The 15,320-nt window shown below is 63.6% G+C and carries 15 protein-coding genes; 3 read left to right on the top strand and 12 right to left on the bottom strand.

Features of this window, described 5'->3' with window-relative positions; all coding sequences use genetic code 11:
- Window positions 1-263: 263 nt before the first annotated feature.
- Window positions 264-851, top strand: coding sequence for a BPSL1445 family SYLF domain-containing lipoprotein (locus PQR67_RS11650; protein WP_408458535.1), 588 nt, complete (start codon window positions 264-266; stop codon window positions 849-851).
- A gap of 139 nt (window positions 852-990) precedes the next feature.
- Here the strand turns inward: PQR67_RS11650 and PQR67_RS11645 are convergent, their stop codons facing one another.
- From PQR67_RS11645 to mltG, 10 genes are all read right to left on the bottom strand, one after another.
- Complete coding sequence (locus PQR67_RS11645; protein WP_408458533.1) at window positions 991-2,058, bottom strand: glycosyltransferase family 4 protein; 1,068 nt, start codon at window positions 2,056-2,058, stop codon at window positions 991-993.
- Window positions 2,059-2,293: 235 nt separating this feature from the next.
- Window positions 2,294-3,460 (bottom strand): AAA family ATPase, encoded by a 1,167-nt coding sequence (locus PQR67_RS11640; protein WP_408458530.1) that lies wholly within the window; start codon window positions 3,458-3,460, stop codon window positions 2,294-2,296.
- A 67-nt stretch (window positions 3,461-3,527) separates the two neighbouring features.
- The gene (gene otsA / locus PQR67_RS11635; protein ID WP_408458527.1) at window positions 3,528-4,940 is read right to left on the bottom strand and encodes an alpha,alpha-trehalose-phosphate synthase (UDP-forming); all 1,413 of its coding nucleotides are present in this window, start codon (window positions 4,938-4,940) and stop codon (window positions 3,528-3,530) included.
- Between the two features lie 458 nt (window positions 4,941-5,398).
- Window positions 5,399-5,755 carry a Rap1a/Tai family immunity protein gene (locus PQR67_RS11630; RefSeq protein WP_408458524.1) on the bottom strand — a complete coding sequence of 119 codons (357 nt, stop codon included), beginning with the start codon at window positions 5,753-5,755 and terminating at the stop codon, window positions 5,399-5,401.
- A 269-nt stretch (window positions 5,756-6,024) separates the two neighbouring features.
- On the bottom strand, window positions 6,025-6,765 hold the full coding sequence (locus PQR67_RS11625; RefSeq protein WP_408458521.1) for an ankyrin repeat domain-containing protein: 741 nt from the start codon (window positions 6,763-6,765) through the stop codon (window positions 6,025-6,027).
- Between the two features lie 52 nt (window positions 6,766-6,817).
- A complete protein-coding gene (locus PQR67_RS11620; RefSeq protein WP_408458518.1) occupies window positions 6,818-7,609 on the bottom strand; it encodes a TatD family hydrolase in 792 nt (263 codons plus the stop codon).
- A 70-nt stretch (window positions 7,610-7,679) separates the two neighbouring features.
- Window positions 7,680-8,201, bottom strand: coding sequence for a GNAT family N-acetyltransferase (locus tag PQR67_RS11615; protein ID WP_408458515.1), 522 nt, complete (start codon window positions 8,199-8,201; stop codon window positions 7,680-7,682).
- A gap of 106 nt (window positions 8,202-8,307) precedes the next feature.
- Window positions 8,308-9,342: a DNA polymerase III subunit delta' gene (locus PQR67_RS11610; protein WP_408458512.1), complete on the bottom strand. Its 1,035-nt coding sequence runs from the start codon at window positions 9,340-9,342 to the stop codon at window positions 8,308-8,310.
- Window positions 9,343-9,435: 93 nt separating this feature from the next.
- Window positions 9,436-10,056, bottom strand: coding sequence for a dTMP kinase (gene tmk / locus PQR67_RS11605; RefSeq protein ID WP_408458780.1), 621 nt, complete (start codon window positions 10,054-10,056; stop codon window positions 9,436-9,438).
- The gene (gene mltG / locus PQR67_RS11600) at window positions 10,056-11,066 is read right to left on the bottom strand and encodes an endolytic transglycosylase MltG (RefSeq protein ID WP_408458509.1); all 1,011 of its coding nucleotides are present in this window, start codon (window positions 11,064-11,066) and stop codon (window positions 10,056-10,058) included. Before mltG ends, tmk begins: the two co-directional genes overlap by 1 nt.
- 78 nt (window positions 11,067-11,144) lie before the next feature.
- Between mltG and ygfZ the strand changes: the two genes are divergently transcribed.
- Window positions 11,145-12,242 carry a CAF17-like 4Fe-4S cluster assembly/insertion protein YgfZ gene (gene ygfZ / locus PQR67_RS11595; RefSeq protein ID WP_408458506.1) on the top strand — a complete coding sequence of 366 codons (1,098 nt, stop codon included), beginning with the start codon at window positions 11,145-11,147 and terminating at the stop codon, window positions 12,240-12,242.
- Window positions 12,243-12,326: 84 nt separating this feature from the next.
- Window positions 12,327-13,172, top strand: a complete 846-nt coding sequence (locus PQR67_RS11590; protein ID WP_408458504.1) for an NRDE family protein — start codon at window positions 12,327-12,329, stop codon at window positions 13,170-13,172.
- Between the two features lie 25 nt (window positions 13,173-13,197).
- Here PQR67_RS11590 and PQR67_RS11585 read toward each other — a convergent pair whose 3' ends face one another.
- Together PQR67_RS11585 and PQR67_RS11580 are read right to left on the bottom strand one after the other, a co-directional pair.
- Complete coding sequence (locus PQR67_RS11585; RefSeq protein WP_408458501.1) at window positions 13,198-14,166, bottom strand: alpha/beta hydrolase; 969 nt, start codon at window positions 14,164-14,166, stop codon at window positions 13,198-13,200.
- Window positions 14,167-14,314: 148 nt separating this feature from the next.
- Window positions 14,315-15,214, bottom strand: coding sequence for an SDR family oxidoreductase (locus PQR67_RS11580; protein ID WP_408458498.1), 900 nt, complete (start codon window positions 15,212-15,214; stop codon window positions 14,315-14,317).
- Between the last annotated feature and the right edge of the window lie 106 nt (window positions 15,215-15,320).

Genomic DNA, 15,320 nt, shown 5'->3' with positions numbered 1-15,320 from the left:
GCCTCGACCGCCGGCGAGCCGCTCGCCGCCCGCCACGATTCACCGGGAGCCTTTCGAGCGCACTGTCCTGGCGTCTTCCAGGCCTCTTCCGAAGCCGGTCAAAATTACACCGGCGCGCCCCGCGACAAGTCGCAAACCCCCGCCACACAAGGCTTTTCGCCAGACGACGAAGTACGCCTTCCGCGCTTGCGTGTGATATAACTCAAAGGCAACCCGGCAACACCATATGAGGTTGTGCCCAGGAACCATGATGGAGAAAAACGATGCAAAGACGAAACTTCATGCTGAAGACTACCGCTGCGCTCGCTTTCGGAGGGCTTTCACTCGCTGGTTGTACGACCAACGGCAGCAGCCCGAACACTCCCTCCACTGATGCATCCAAACGCCAGTCGATCGACGCCAGCGTCGACGGCACCATGTCACGCCTGTTCACGACCGTGAAGGGTTCGCGCGAACTCGTCTCCAAGGCGCGCGGCGTGCTGGTGTTCCCGTCCGTACTGCAGGTGGGCTTCATCGTCGGCGGCCAGTATGGCGAAGGTGCGCTGCGCGTGGGCGGCAGCTCGGTGGGTTACTACAGCACGATTTCCGGTTCGTTCGGCCTGCAGGCGGGCGCACAATCGAAGGCCATCATCTTCCTGTTCATGACCCAGGATTCGCTCGATTCATTCCGCAATGCCGACGGCTGGTCGGCGGGCGGCGACGCCTCCGTCGCACTGGTGAAGATGGGCGCCAACGGCGCGATCGACACGACTACGGCGACCGCCCCGGTTGAAGTATTCATCCTGACCAACACGGGCCTGATGGCCGATATCTCGCTGCAGGGCACCAAGGTGTCACGCCTGAAGATCTAGGCGGCTATCCGCACCGAGGTACCCGCCTGCGCAGGCCCCAGATCTTGGGTCCTGTTATGCAGCGGCAATAAAAAACGGCGATGCGCATTGCACGTCGCCGTTCTTTTTCACGGTGCCGGGTGAGGCCACGCCAGCTCGCTCAGCTTCCCGACGTATCGATCACCTTGAAGCGCGAGCGCTTCTGCGCGCGAATCACCGACTGATACGCGTCCACATACTGCTGCGCCATGCGGTGTGACGTGAAGCGCTCTTCGAAGCGTTGCCGCACGCCCGCACGCGGCATCTTATGCAGGCGATTCACCGCCGCCACCGCGCCGATCTCATCTTCGACGATAAAGCCTGTCACGCCGTCATCCAGCACTTCCGGCACCGAACCGCGGTTAAACGCGATCACCGGCGTACCGCACGCCATGGCTTCGATCATCACGAGGCCGAACGGCTCCGGCCAGTCGATCGGGAAAAGCAACGCATGCGCGCCCGACAGAAACTCGGCCTTCTGGGAATCCGCGATCTCGCCGATGAACTCGACATGCGGCAAATCCAGCAACGGCCTGATCTCGCGCTCGAAGTACTCACGGTCGGCGGAATCGACTTTCGCGGCAATGCGAATCTGCATCCCACAGCGCCCGGCAATCCGGATCGCCGTGTCGACCCGTTTTTCCGGCGAGATACGGCCGAGAAACGCAAGGTACTTCTGCTCGACCGGCTGCGGCGTGTAGAGCTGCTCCGGCAGGCCGTGATAGACGGTGGTCAGCCACTTGGCCTGCGGCAACGGGTGACGCTGCGCGTTTGAAATGGAGATCACCGGTGCGGTATTGAAGGTGTCGAATACCGGTTGTTGCTCAGGCAAGTCGAGACGGCCATGCATCGTCGTGACGAATGGCGTCTCCTGACGCTTGAAGACCGAAAACGAGTAGTAGTCGAGGTGAAAATGCAGCACATCGAAATTTTCGGCCTGGCGGCGCACCAGTTCCATCAACAGCATATGGGGTGCGATACGATCCCGGATCCCCGGGTCCAGGCGCAGTGCGCTCGGCCATACCGCTTCGAGCTTGGCGCTCGTGACGGAATCGCCGCTCGCGAATAGCGTCACGTCATGGCCGAGTTCGACGAGCGCCTCGGTGATATAGGACACGACGCGCTCCGTGCCGCCGTATAGCTTCGGCGGCACCGATTCGGTCAGGGGGGCGATCTGCGCAATCTTCATATTTGTCTCCGTGAACTGACGGCTCGCGCCGATGGCGGTACACGTCAGCGGCGCTGCTGATTAGTTAGCGCCGGTCCTTCTCCATCAATGCGCGAACATCAGGTATTCGCCTGCACCATCCGCATCAAAGCATTATTCATCAAGGCGTAACAAAAAGCCCCTGCCTTTGCAATTCCTGCGTGCTGTTACATTCAGCTTACATTCCGCGGCGCGCCTATTATCCACTGCGCCAAGGTCATCGCGCCGGCCATTTCCACGCCGGCAAGTCGCGATCGTCCGCATCGGCGATACGGGTCGCGCCGAAGTGTTTCTCAAGCACGATCGACTGGCTGCCGTCCTCCCGTTCGAGCGCCGCGATCAGCCGCGCCGCGTGCGACACGACCAGCACCTGGGAATGCGCGGAAGCCCGCGCGATCAGGCGCGCCAGCGCCGGCAGCAGGTCCGGGTGCAAGCTCGTCTCCGGTTCGTTCAGCACCAGCAACGCGGGCGGACGAGGTGTCAGCAGCGCGGCGACCAGCAGCAGATAGCGCAAGGTGCCGTCCGACAGTTCAGCGCCCTTCAGCGGCCGCAGCAAACCATGCTGCTGCATCGACACTTCGAAGCGGCCGTCCTGCGAGGCGATGTCGAGGCTCGAGCCGGGAAAGGCGTCGTCGATAGCGGCGTCGAGCGCCGTGGGGTCGCCGATCTCGCGGATGGTTTGCAAGGCTGCGGCGAGGTCCGCACCGTCGTCTGAAAGCACCGGCGTGTGGGTGCCGATCTGCGGCAAACGTGCGGCCGCTTCGGCATCCGTGCGGAAGTGGTCGTAAAAGCGCCACGAGCGAATCTGCTCGCGCACCGTGATCATTTCGGGGGCGGTCCGCGGGTCGGAGAACTCCGTCATCATGCTGTCGAAGCTGGCAACCGGCTGGGGAATGGTTTGCCAGTCGCCCTGTTCGTCACGCGTGCGCAAAGCCGCGCCATGCCGGTCGACCAGTAATGCGGACGGTCGCAGCACGGGGCCGCTCCAGATGCACTCGCGCTTGATCGTGGGGTCGAGGGGGAACCGGGTGGCCCGGTCGAGCGGCGGCAGACCGAGATCGATCGAATAGCCGAATTCATCGCCGGAAAATCCAAGCCGCAGACTCACCGGATCTTTGCGGCGCGTGCCCTCCACCGGCAACTCGCCAGCCAAGACCGCGCGCGAGAAACGTTCAGGGCCGGCCCACAACGTGGACTGCAACCCACCTTCACGCGCAAGCGACGTAATCACGCCACCGCGCGCGGTCTCGGCCAGCAGCCGCAGCGAGCGATACACGCTCGATTTGCCGCTGCCATTCGCCCCCGTGATCACATTCAACTGCCCGAGCGGCACGATCAGGTCGCGTAGCGACCGATACCCCGCGATGGCCAAAGTCCTCAGCATGCGGCCACCTTTCGAACCAGCATGCGCCCTGGGACGCCCAGCAAAACAACCCCGTTCAAACACATCATCACTTATGCCCGCCGCCCTTGCCCGGCTTCTGCACGGGCACATTACGCAAATCGTTGAGGAAGGTATCGCGCCACACGCCAAGATCGTTCTTGCGCAGCGCCGCCATGTTGATCTCGTGACGCCGCTTGCGCGCATCGAGCGGCATCTGCAGTGCGCGCTGCAACGCCTCGCACATGCCGATCGCGTCGTGTGGATTGACCAGCAGCGCACCGCTCAACTCGGCCGCCGCGCCAGCGAAGATCGACAACACTAGCACGCCGGGATCGTCTGGATTTTGCGCGGCGACATATTCCTTCGCGACCAGGTTCATACCGTCATGCAACGGTGTGACAAAGCCGATCTGCGACTCGCGAAACAGCGACATCAACTTCCAGCGGTCGTACTGCTGATTCAGATAGCGGATCGGCGTGTAATCGAGGCCCGAATACCGGCCGTTGATGCGCCCTGCTTCGTATTCGAGATCCTGGCGGATCTTCTGATAGGTGGCGACGTCCGAACGGGTCGGCGGCGCGATCTGCACCAGCGTGACATTGCCGCGCCACTCGGGTGAGCGCTCCAGCAACTGTTCGAAGGCGCGAAAACGTTCGACGAGCCCCTTCGAATAATCGAGCCGGTCGACGCTCATGATCAGCTTGCGGCCCTCCAGACTCTGCTTCAGTTCGAGTACATGCTGGCGGCTTTCGTAGCGCTTGGCCTGCTCGGCGATTTCGTCGGGGAACACGCCGATCCGATAGACGCCTGTACGCAGCTTGCGGCCGAATGCTTCGACGTGGTTACCCTCGGTCACGGTGCCGCGCGCGTGGCGCGTCACGTAGTCATGGAAAGCGAGTTCGTCGGTCGCGGTCTGAAAGCCCAGCAGGTCGTAGCAGGACAGCGATTTCACCAGCTCTTCGTGCGGTGGAATGTTGAGCAGGATCTGCGGCGCGGGAAACGGAATGTGCAGGAAAAAACCGATGCGGTTCGTGATGCCCTCGGCGCGCAGCGCTTCGGCGAAGGGGATCAGATGGTAGTCGTGAATCCAGATCACGTCGCCGGGTTCGAGCAGCTTGATCAGCTTGTGCGCGAGCCATGCGTTGACGCGCCGGTAGCCCGCATACTCCTCGCGCTCGTAGCGCGCGAGGTCGTTGCGGTAGTGGAACACCGGCCACAGCGTCGCGTTCGAAAAACCGCGGTAGTACTGGTCGTAATCCTTGCGTGTGAGGCCGACGGTCGCGAAGGTCACCGCGCCGTCCTGCTCCAGGGTCGGCCCGGCATTGGCGACGGTCTCGCTCACCACGTCGCCGCTCCAGCCGAACCACACGCCGCCCGCATCCTTCAGTGCACCGAACACGCCGACCGCGAGGCCGCCCGCCGATCCTTTGGTTTCCGTCGGCGTTGCGACACGATTCGACACGACGATCAGTCGGCCCATGTTGGTAGTCCTCCCTGGTTCGTTTGGCGCGGGGTTCGCGTTTCACGCGCTGGTGATGTCTGCTGGTGACGTGCGCTTGTGAAGTCCGCTTGTGACATCCGCCAGCAACGTCTCGAACGCTGTAGCATTTTGAAGACCCGAAGCGGGTAACGCACGCGATACCGCGCCAGGTTCGTGAGTCCGATGGAGTGTTGGACTCCTTCGGCACCCGGTCGGTTGCACGCATCTTCGCGTGCGGCGGGCGCGATGTGGACTGAAGAAAGGTGTCGAAGGCGGCGCTTCGGAAAGCGCGCGGCGGCTTTGAGCCGGCATGGAAGCGGGCTTCGCTGCGAGGCTTAGCTGCGGGGCTTCGTTGCGAGCTTCCATGCGGACAGGCTGACGTGCCTGACGTACCCGATCCGGGCACGCGGCGCCGCCGTCAGCCTGCGATTCACGTCAGATTCAAAGCAACCAGACGGTCAGTTGCCGCTCCGGCAAGGAAATGCCTTGCCGAGCCCCAGCGAGATCGCCGTACTGGCGTTATAGCCCGCGACGATCGGGTTATCGGCGATGTACTTGCGCACCGCGTCGGTGAGTTGCGCCGAACGCGCGTCCGGCGGCAGGCAGAAGTACTGGCCGACGCGCGGCCCGGTGGTGCCGCCGATTGCGTCGATCGTGTTGAAGATGCCGTCGGCGGCGCCTTCGATATAGGCGGCGCACGCACTACGCGAAGCCACATCGGTCTTCGTGCATAGCTTGTTGAGGTCGCCTCCCGTAAACGCGGCTGCCGACAGGGGGACGGCAAACGCGCTGGCGAAAATCAAGGCCCGCAGCATGGTGTTCCTTTCCAGGGTCGTTTATCAGGCGGTCTTGCGCCGCATCGAACCGGCGCGCCTCGTAGCGCGCCAAGTCGCCATTCTGCACTGTTTTACGAAGCGGCAGGCATGCCAACCGCCGCTATCTTCAGTCAAATTTGTCGGCCGGCGCTCCGGTGGGCGGCATTCCGTCAGCCGGCGCACCGAACGCCGGCATACCGACGCTGAAGCGAGTTCGATATTCCGGCAACCGGCGCACCGAACGCCGGCGCACCGGTTTTCCGCCCAATTTATTTCTGTTGCATCTGCTGCAGGCGCGCGGTGAGTCCTTCAACCACGTCCGGCTCCTTGTAGGTTTTCGCGAAATCGAGCGCGGTCAGGCCGATCTGGTTCTTCACCGTGAGGTCCGCGCCGTTGTCGAGCAGCAGCTTCACCGTCGACACATGACCGCCGCGCGCGGCCATCATCAACGGCGTGGTGCCGTTCGGCGAGCCGGTGTCGACGTAGGCCGAATGATCGAGCAGGACCTTGACGATGTCGTCGTGGCCGTTCGCCGCCGCGTAGTGCAGCGGCGCCCAGCCCTTCTTGTTGACTTCGGCGTCCTTCGAAATCAGCAGGTTGACGAAGTCGAGGTCGCCGTTCAGCGCGGCCATCATCATCGCGTTTTCACCGGCCTTGTCCTGAATCTCGATGTTGGTCTTCGGGTTGGCGAGCAGCGCCGCGCCCACCTTGTCCGACTTCTCGCGCGCGGCGATCACCAGCAGCGGGAAGCCCTGATTGTCGACGCTGTTCGGGTCCATGCCCTTGGCGAGCAGCTTGTTGACCCCGTCGATGTCGTCGAATTTAACCGACTTGATGAGCGAGTCGATCGGCGCTGCCTGAACCGGCGCGGCGACCAGCGAAGTCAGTGCAGCGCAGGCGAACGTGGCGGCCAGCGCGAGGCGCGACGCGCTTCGGCGTGCGGAACCGAGGGCGGTTTGCAGCGCTGAAGTCTCTTGAAGCGCCACCGTCGAAGTCGAATAATTTGTCATGTTTTGCTTTAGGAAACGTCCCTATCCTATTGATATATATTAGCTTTACAAATCAGGCGTCTGCCGGCGCGGGAATCTTGAAAAGCCTGAAGAAGTTTTGTGTCGTCGCGGCGGCCAGCGCCGTGTCCGGCATGTCGCGCTGTTGCGCGATGAAGCGTCCGACATAACTTACGTACGCAGGTTCATTAGGCTTGCCGCGATACGGCACCGGAGCGAGGTACGGCGAGTCGGTTTCGATCAGCAAACGATCGAGCGGCACGCGGCGCGCGACATCCTGCACCTCGGTTGCGCTCTTGAACGTGACGATGCCCGACAGCGAAATGTAGAAATTCTGCGCCAGCGCCTGCTCCGCAACCGTCCACGGTTCGGTGAAGCAATGCATCACGCCGCCCGGCTCGCTCGCGCGCTCCTCGGCCATGATGCGCAACGTGTCTTCCGACGACGAACGCGTGTGGATGATCAGCGGCTTCTTCGTGGCGTGTGCCGCACGGATATGGGTGCGGAAACGCTCGCGCTGCCATTCCATATCGGCGATGGTACGGCCTTCGAGGCGGTAGTAGTCGAGGCCGGTCTCGCCGATCGCGACCACCTTCGGATGCCCGGCCAGCTCCACGAGTTCGGCGAGACTCGGCTCGCGCATGTCCTCGTGATCCGGGTGCACCCCGACCGAGGCAAACACGTTCTCGTACTCGCTGGCGATCGCCAGCACGGACGGCAGCGTCTCCAGGTCGACCGATACGCATAGCGCATGCGTGACCGAATGGCTGCGCATGTTCTCGAGCACCTGCGGCAGGCGATCAGCGAGTCCTTCGAAGTTGATATGGCAATGCGAGTCGACAAACATGATGATGTCCTGCTGATAAATAGCGTGAGGTGAATCTGGCCGTGAATCTGGCCGTCAATCTGGCTGCAAATCAGACCGCAGCGGCCGTGCCGAGCCGCTTGCCGAGAATCACCAGATCGCGCTCCACGCCGTCCAGCACCGCGACGCGCGGCAGCGATCCCCACGTGTCGAAGCCGAAGCTGCGGAACAGGCGCAGGCTCGCGTCATTGTGGCCGAAGATAAACCCCAGCACGGTATCGATGCCGAGCGCCGGCGCCGCCGTCAGCGAAGCCGCCAGCAGTTGCTTGCCGAGCCCCTTGCCGCGCGCGCTTTCGTCCAGATAGATGCTGACTTCGGCGGTGCGCAGATAGGCCGGGCGGCCATAGAAGTCAGAGAAGCTCAGCCAGGCGATCACGCGGCCGGGCTGCTGCGCATCCTCCACCACCCACAGCGGGCGTTTTTGCGGACCATGCGCATGAAACCACGTCAACCGGCTTTCGACGCTCACCGGCTCGAGATCGGCGGTGACTTGCCGCGACGGCACGGTCGAGTTGTAGATGGCGACGATCGCAGGCAGATCGTCGAGCGTGGCATCGCGGTAAGAAAGGCTCATGGTGCTTTGAACGTGAGAGGGAAGACGAATCAGCGGACGGGCACACGGGTGAACACGACGCGGCAAATTGCGCCCGCTCCCGGCAAACCGTCCGGCATCAAAAGAGTTACGCGAACAGCTCGCGATAGCCAATAAACAGTTCTTCAAACACTAACCGCGCGTTCAGCGGGTGATTCTCGACGGCGCGCTGGCGTGTCACGGTGCGCATGAAGCGCGCAAACGCGCTGGCGTCGGCTTGCGCCGAACAGCGCAACAACGCCGCCGACGCCTGCGGAAAGTAACGCGGCGCGCCGGCTGTGCGCTGCGCCAGCAAATCGTACATCCAGCGTTGCAGCCAGCCGAGCACGAGCGGCACCGGCAGTTTCTGCAGTGCCTCACCGCAAGCAAAGGCGTCGCAATCGGCACCGGCAGCCAGTTGCTTCAGGGTCCAGTCGCGCAGCGTGCGGTTCTCGTCGCTCGCCAGTGCAAGAGCCGTGAGCGGCGCACCGCCGGCCTCGGCGAGCAGCGCGGGCGCTTCGGCGACGCCTTGCGCGGCGAGCCACCTGGTGGCGAGCTCCGGCGCGGGCATCGTCATGGGCCACTGGCGGCAGCGGCTGATAATGGTGGGCAGCAGGCGGTCGATGCGCGCCGACACCATCAGGAACACCACACCCGCCGGCGGTTCTTCGAGCGTTTTCAGGAGTGCGTTGGCCGCGGCGATGTTCAACCCCTCTGCCGGATACAGCACGACCACGCGCGCGCCGCCACGGTGCGAACCGACGCTGACGAAATCGAGCAAGCCGCGAATCTGCTCGATCTTGATCTCCTTGCTAGGCGCGCGGGTCTTCTTGCTTTCTTCGCCTTCGGCCTTCTCGGGTTTTTCGTCCGCGGCGCTGGCGAGACCGGCTTCGGCGGCCAGCGCTTCAGGCACGACGATCCGGTAGTCCGGATGATTGCCTTGCGTGAACCAGTTGCATGCCACACACGCGCCGCACGGCTCACCGTTGGCCTGCTGGGCCTCACAGAGGAGCCCCTGCGCGAGGTGCTGCGCGAAGCGCAGCTTGCCGATCCCTGCCTGCCCATGCAGCAGCAAGGCGTGCGGCCAGTGTCCACGCAACTGCTGCAGGCGATTCCAGTCATCGGCTTGCCACGGATAAATCATCGTTTCTCTTTTAAATCAATCAGTTGACGTCACATTCCGAGACACCAGGCGAACTTTGTCAACGTTATAAATAGAAATTATATTCTTTTAAAATCAAAGAATTGCGATCAATTCCTCGAGTTGTTTCTGAATTCGAACGATGCTCTGCGAAGAATCAATGATAGCGAACCGGTACGGCGCTTCTTCCGCGCGACGCAGATATTCGGTACGGGTGCGGTTGAAAAATGCCTCCGACTCGCTTTCGAACCGATCCGGGTCGCGGGCGGCGCTGCGCCGTTCGTTGGCGATTTCGGGCGCGAGGTCGAACAGCACCGTCAGGTCCGGCTGAAAACCGCCCTGCACCCAGCGTTCGAGCGTTTCCAGCTTGTCGCGCGGCAGGCCACGGCCGCCGCCCTGGTAGGCGAAGGTCGCGTCGGTGAAACGGTCGGACAACACCCAGTCGCCGCGCGCCAGCGCCGGTTCGATCACTTCGGCCAGGTGCTGGCGGCGCAGCGCGAACATCAGCAACGCCTCGGTTTCGAGATCCATCTTCTGATGCAGCACGATCTCGCGAATCTGTTCGCCGAGCGCGGTGCCGCCCGGCTCGCGCGTCATCACGACTGAGCGGCCGGTGCTCGCGACTTTCTCTTCGAGGCGTTCGCGAAACCAGCTCAGATGCGTGGTCTTACCGGCACCGTCGATGCCTTCAAACGTTATGAATTTACCCCTCGCCATCATTGCCCTCGAATGTATTTGTCCACGGCCTTGTTGTGATCGCCGAGGGTGTCAGAAAAGATACTGCTGCCGTCGCCGCGCGATACGAAGTACAGCGCGGTGGATTGCGCCGGGTTCATCGCCGCCTGCAGCGATGCGACACCGGGCAGCGCGATGGGCGTTGGCGGGAGCCCCATCCGGGTGTAGGTATTGTAGGGAGTGTCGGTCTGCAAGTCCTTCTTGCGGATGCGGCCGGCGTAGCTCTCGCCCATGCCGTAGATCACGGTCGGGTCGGTCTGGAGCGGCATGCCCACGCGCAGACGGTTCGCGAACACGGCCGCCACCATCGGCCGGTCCGACGGCTTGCCGGTTTCCTTTTCGATGATCGACGCCATCGTCAACGCATCATACGGGGTCTTGTACGGCAGGTTCGGCGCACGCGCGGCCCACGCTTCGTCGAGCCGCAGCCGCATCAGCCGGTATGCGCGGCGATAAACGTCGAGATCGCTGGTGTTCTTGTCGAACAGATAGGTGTCCGGGAAAAACAGGCCTTCGCCATTGCCGATCGACGCTTCCGGCGCGTTGATCGCGTTCATCAGATCGGTGTCGCTCATGCCGGCGGTGTCGTGCTTGAGCGCCGGATTGGCGTCCAGCTCGGCACGCATGCGCTTGAAAGTCCACCCTTCGATGATGGTCGCCACGTATTCGTTGACGTCGCCGCGCGCAATTTTTTGCAGCACTTCGTAAGGCGTGATGCCCGTCTTGAACTCGTAGTTGCCGGATTTCAGATCGCTTTGCAGCCCGAGCAGCCGCGTCATGATCACGAACAGTTCAGGCTCGACCGGCACGCCGCCGCGAACGAGCTGCAGCGTGACGCTGCGCAAGCTGCTGTGCGGTTTGACAGTGACGTCGAGTTGCGCGGGGGTCAAATCGAGTGGACTGGTGGCCCAGTGATATCCGCCTGCGATTGCGGCTGCGGCCAGCACAATGACGATTGAGCCGGCGACGAAACATTTCTTCAAGAGGGTCATGCGGAACGGGGCTGGGTTGGACCTCATATAATACTTGTTTGCCTTAGCTAAAGTCAGAATTGACTGTTCCCGGAATCCATGAACACACCGCTCGCTACCGCTTCAGGCACGCCTTCAGTTGTTTCCGCAGTCGCGCCCGCCGGCACCCCTGCCACGGCGCAGGCCTTAGCGCCTGCCGGACTTCCCACACTGCCGCGCCCCGCCGCTGACGAATTCGACGCTGTCGTCCATCGAGGCGCCTACATGCCGCTCACGCAGTTCGGCGTGATCGACGCGACCGGCGACGACGCGGCGAGCTTCCTGCATGGCCAGCTCACCAACGACACCCAGCATCTCGACGCCGCCAATGCACGCCTCGCGGGCTATTGCTCGGCCAAGGGCCGGTTGCTGGCGTCGTTGCTGACGTGGCGCACGGGCGAGACGATCCGCCTGCTGGTGTCGAAAGACCTGCAGGCCGCCGTGCAGAAGCGGCTGTCCATGTTCGTCCTGCGCGCCAAGGCAAAGCTCACGGACGCGAGCGGCGAGCTGGCGGTGGTAGGCCTCGCGGGCGACGTACGCAAAGCGCTGTCGGGCGTGTTCGACGCGCTGCCCGACGGCGTGCATGTGCAGGTAGACAGCACGGCGGGTTCGCTGATTCGCGTTCCGGACGCGCTTCACCGGCTGCGCTATCTGTGGGTCGGTCCGAAGGCTGAGATCGAAGCGCACCTGCCCTCGCTCGACGAAAAGCTCACACGCGTGTCGCCGGCAGTATGGGATTGGCTCGACATTCGTGCGGGCGAACCGCGCATCACACAAGCGGTGGTCGAGCAGTTCGTCCCGCAGATGGTCAATTTCGACGTGCTCGGCGCGGTCAATTTCCGCAAAGGCTGCTATCCGGGTCAGGAAGTGGTGGCGCGCAGCCAGTATCGCGGCACGATCAAGCGGCGCACCTCGCTCGCGAACGTGGCAGGCGAACTGGAAACCGTCAAAGCCGGTGCCGAACTGTTCCACTCGGACGATCCGGGCCAGCCCTGCGGAATGGTGGTGAATGTGGCGTCGGCGCCAGAGGGCGGCGTCGATATGCTGGTCGAGATCAAGCTGACGGCGCTGGAAGGCGGCACCGTGCACCTCGGCGCGGCGGACGGACCCGCGCTGAAGTTTCTGGCATTGCCGTATGGGTTGCCGACCGAGGTTTAAGCGCCCGAACCCTGGCGGCGCAATCCGGCGCCGCTTCTTCATCGCGACTGTTCCTCCACCGCCCTCACCGGGAGACGCCCCCCGATGTGCCTGATCGTTTTCGACTGGCGACCCGATGCGCTCGACGGGCCGCTCTTCACGCTCGCGGCGAATCGCGACGAATTCTTCCGCCGCACCGCCGAGCCGATCAGTTGGTGGCACGACGCGCCGACCGTGCTGGCCGGCCGTGATCTGGTGGGCGGCGGCACGTGGCTCGGCATGTCGCGCGATGGCCGCTTTGCCGCGCTGACCAACTACCGCGCGCCGCACGAAATGCGCGCCGATGCGCCGACCCGCGGCACGCTTGTCAGCGACTGGCTCACCGGCTCCGCGCAAGGTGCCGACAAGGGCCGGCATGAAACGCCGCTCGACTATCTGCAACACGTCGCGCGAACCGGCGAGATCTACAACGGCTTCAATCTGCTCGTCGGCGACTGGACGCGCCGCGAGCTCGGCTGGTACTGCAACCGGTCGAACACGGCGCCCACGCTGCTGGCTCCCGGCACGCACGGCATCTCGAACGCGGTGCTCGATACCGCGTGGCCGAAGCTGGTGAAGAAACGCGCCGAGTTGGCCGCCATGCTCACCCGCGATGCGATGCCGCCGCTCGAACGCATGATCGATCTGATGCTCGATCCACGCCTCGCGCGCGATGACGAATTGCCGTCCACCGGCATTCCGCTCGAACGGGAACGGGCGTTGTCGGCAGCGTTTATTGAAACGCCGGAGTACGGCACGCGCGGCACGACCGCGGTGCGCGTGGTCGTGCATGGCGAGGTCATCGGCGTAGCGGCCGCTGAGCGCAGTGACGACAACGGCTCGCACCGGATCGTGCGCCCCGGCAGCTTCGAGCGAAGCTTTGCGTTCAACGTTGAACGCGAGCCTGGCTGAGGCGCTCCTACTGTGACAGCGGCGACTACTCGACGCCGTCGACGCCGAACGCCGCCCGCAATGCCGCGGCGGCATCCGCATGCGCCTGCGCAACGTCGGGGACGTAGCCGCCCATCTTAAAGAACTCGTGAATCATGCCTGGATAGCGTTTCAGGGCGACCTGATTGCCCGCTGCGCGCAGTTTTTCCGCATACGCATCGCCCTCGTCGCTTAACGGATCGTATTCGGCGGTTGCGATCCACGCCGGCGCGAGGCCACTGAAATCGGGCGCGCCGCGCGTGCCGTCGAGCGGCGCGAAACGCCAGTCGTCGCGGTCGCTCTTATCGCGCACGTATTGATCGAAGAACCACTGAATCGTCTCGCCCGACAGCAGGAAGCCGTCGGCGAGGCGCACGTGCGAATCGGTTTGCTGATAGCCGGTCGCGCCCGGATAAATCAACAATTGCAGCGCGAGTTCGATGCCCGCATCGCGTGCCAGCACCGCACACACCGTGGCCAGCGTGCCGCCCGCGCTATCGCCGCCCACGGCCAGCCGTTCTGCGTCGATGCCGTATTCCGCCGCATGCGCGTGCAGCCAGCTCAATGCATCGAATGCGTCTTCAACGGCGGTGGGAAATTTGTACTCCGGCGCGAGCCGGTAATCGACCGACAGCACCGTACAACGGCCATCGCGCGCCAACATCCGGCACATCGCATCGTGCGTGTCGACACTGCCGACCGTGAAGCCGCCGCCGTGGAAATACACCAGCGCCGGCGCAGGCTCGGCCCAACTCGGCTCGACAGGCTGATAAAGACGCGCGCGAATCGTCGCACCGTCGCGCGTCGGCACGCGCAAATCTTCGACCGCGAACATGGGCGCACTTGCGATCTCCAGAATCGGTGCGCTTTTCTCGTAGGACGCGCGCGCCTGTTGCGGGCTCAACGCGTGAAGCTGCGGGCGTTTCGCGCGCGCGATCATGTCGAGCACCTGCTCGATCTTCGGATTCAACGGCATCGGGTTTCGGGTGGCGCGTGGGCGCCGGGCATCAAGAAGGCGTTAAAGGATAAGACCGGGAAAGGACCTGGGGACGCGGGACACGGGACACGGGACGCGGGACAAACAACAAAAACGCGGCAAGCGCGCCGCGTAATCCCTGCCGCCGCTAGCTCGCGTTCTTCACTTCGGGCTTCAACGACATCGGATCAGTGGGGTTGCGCAACTGCTCGATATCCTCGTGACGCAGCTTCACCGTCGCCAGGATGCCCGGATGCGTGATGATGTAAAAACGCCGCGCGGCGATCGCCTCGAAGGTGATCTCGGCGACGTCGGCCGCGCTCAGCTTGCCCGATTGCACCGCGCGTTGCAGTTGCTTGCCGGCGGCGATCTGCGAGCGGGTCGGCCCACCTCCGTTGCGCAGTTCCGCGGGCCGCGCGCGTTCCGCGTCGGCGATGCCGGTCGGCACGAAGGCCGGACACAACAACGAACAACCGACCAAGCCGCCACCCGCCGCCTGTTCCGGCTTGCCGGCCTGGGCGAGTTGCAGGTCGTGATAGAGCGTCTCGGTGAGCGACACGACGGCGTGCTTCGAGGCGTTGTAGACGCCCATCGCGGGCGGCGAGAGCAAGCCCGCCACCGACGCCGTGTTGACGATATGTCCGGGTTCGTTCTGCCGCAGCATGATCGGCGTGAAAGCACGCACGCCGTGCGCGACCCCCATCACGTTGACGTTGAACACCCATGCCCAGTCGTTCGCCGAGCTCTCCCAAAGGAAGCCGCCCGAGCCCACGCCCGCGTTGTTGAACAGAAGATGCACCTTGCCGAAGGCCTCGAGTGCCGCTTGTGCGAGTGCTTCGACCTGAGCGGCGTCGGAGACATCGGTCGGCACCCCAATGGCCTCGGCACCGCCGGCGCGCAATGCGTCGACGGTTTGCGCAAGGGCTGCAGGATTCACGTCGGCGAGCACGAGCTTCATACCGAGCGACGCCCCCTTCTCCGCGAACGCCCGGCCGAAACCGCTTGCCGCACCCGTGATCACCGCCGCCTTGCCGGCGAATTCAAACATCTTTTCTCTCCTGCGTTTATCGGCCCGGGATTATCCGCCGGGAAGCGTCAGCCGACACATTTATCGGCTGAGCCTCATCGGCATCTAGCGTCTGCCCATGCGCGGT

This window comes from Paraburkholderia fungorum (assembly GCF_046026025.1).
In the GTDB taxonomy this organism is placed as follows: domain Bacteria; phylum Pseudomonadota; class Gammaproteobacteria; order Burkholderiales; family Burkholderiaceae; genus Paraburkholderia; species Paraburkholderia fungorum_E.
The sequence above is the reverse complement of the archived record's forward strand: the minus strand, read 5'-3'. Positions and strand labels throughout refer to the sequence as shown.